At 44.5% G+C, this 1,721-nt stretch carries 2 protein-coding genes; one reads left to right on the top strand and one right to left on the bottom strand.

The window, feature by feature from the left end; translation table 11 throughout:
• On the top strand, positions 1-417 hold a 417-nt coding region (locus tag C7K08_RS16225; RefSeq protein WP_206603885.1), incomplete at its 5' end, for a hypothetical protein.
• Positions 418-470: 53 nt separating this feature from the next.
• Here the strand turns inward: C7K08_RS16225 and C7K08_RS17000 are convergent.
• Positions 471-1,487 carry a hypothetical protein gene (locus C7K08_RS17000; RefSeq protein ID WP_423218703.1) on the bottom strand — a complete coding sequence of 339 codons (1,017 nt, stop codon included), beginning with the start codon at positions 1,485-1,487 and terminating at the stop codon, positions 471-473.
• Between the last annotated feature and the right edge of the window lie 234 nt (positions 1,488-1,721).

Genomic DNA, 1,721 nt, shown 5'->3' with positions numbered 1-1,721 from the left:
CTTACAAAGAGGCCAACCGAGGCGCAGTCATGGAGTCGCCCGTCATCCATATCAAGAACGCGACCTGATCATTTAGCAAGCTATGGAAATCCAAACAAGTCAAAGTTCTTAGCCTGGGTAGCATTAGACGAGCTAGAGATGCAAGTATTTAACCTTGCGGCAGGACAACTTGTCAATGAAAGCACAATACACTTCTACGCTCGTTTCATTGAGATTATTGGTCACTTAAAGAATGGTGCTTCGACCGAGTATGCAAGAATTGAATGCACTCGTGAGCGTAGAATAAAAGGTTCAGGATTTCGTGTTCAACTCCATTCGTACCCTATTGCCATGAAGGATATCGACATTTCCGCCGTACCTTCTCTACGAATACACCTGAAAAGTGAAAAGCAATTTAAGGTGCCAAGAGTAGCTTAAAACTGTTATACCTTTGAGTCGAGCCTGGATTCCCCTTGAAAGTGCCTCGCCTCTCAACAGTCAGACGATGCCAGCAGTAGGGGACCATTGACCTTCGTCAGCGGCCTTGCCCTGGAAATCCATGGCGGCCATGTGGAGATGGAGTCAAATGCATTGGATATGAGTCTTCCCTCTTCTGAGGATTTTTCCCCATCTCCAAGCGAAAGCCCTTTGGCATCTAAAACGGCTTGATAAAAATCAGTGAACCGCAAACTCTCTTCCCCGCTCCTCTTTATTGATACGTAGCCACATGCCCGAACCAAGTCGGGCTTGGGAATATCATCTCCCAGCTCTTCAACTTTATCAAGTAAAGCTTGACCAGCTAGACGTTGATGGTCGGGGCTAGGAGCAGGAGGAGGTGTCAGTTCATTGATGTCTACTTCATTTTCAGATATGTAAACAAAAGCGTAAGGGCCAATCCAGACCTGAGCATATGCAAAAGGCCCTATYTCATAGTGTGCATCTTCGTATTCACCATCAAAGAAATTGCCAGGGCAGGCAATAGCGTAATCCACTCCGAGTTCTTGGAAAACTGATTCTAATTCATAAAGCTTATCTGCAAGAGGAATTTCGCGAGGGTTGAGTATCGAGGCACTCGTCACATATCTCTTCCCGAAAACTTCATCAGAATCGCCATCGACCACTTCTGCTTCATCTGCAATTTCATCAAGCTTTTTAATAATTGCTGCCGCAGGACTATTCTTAATGGATTCAAGTGCATTGGCGGGAACAGAGTATCCAGAAGTGTGCTCAATATTGGTTCCTGCGTATTCGGCAAGCTTGAGATTCCCAGAGAGACTTGCTTGACCATACATATCTATTGTCAGCAAGAATGATCGAAGTCCTGTCGATTTCCATTTGGCTTCGTTTATTTCACTCAAAAATGTTGATCCTCCTTGGAAAATAAAGCAGGCTAATTCAGAGTCGTATTGCCAGTTTATTTTTTTTAATGTTTTATTGTCTCCAATTAAACTATCGAAAAAATTTTCGTAGCACTTTGCGGTCACAAGTGCGTTGTAAGTTGTAACCATTTTGCAGAGGTAGCTTTTTTTAGATTAGCTTGAATATGGCCAAATGTCAAAAGTTGTTATACTAGTTATTGTCGGCTGTCTCCAATAGATCTTCAATCCCACAATCCAGCACCGTCAAGATCTTCCCTGCTAGATCCAAGGAAAGTGCTGATGCCCCCCCTTGTCATCGTTTCTCGCTAGGTGGCAGATCGTTGTCGCCGCCACGCCCGCCTTAACTGCCAGCGAGTTCATGGT

This window comes from Synechococcus lacustris str. Tous, from assembly GCF_003011125.1.
Classification (GTDB): domain Bacteria; phylum Cyanobacteriota; class Cyanobacteriia; order PCC-6307; family Cyanobiaceae; genus Synechococcus_D; species Synechococcus_D lacustris.
Note: the sequence above shows the minus strand (reverse complement) of the source record. Positions and strands in the feature narration are given on the sequence as shown.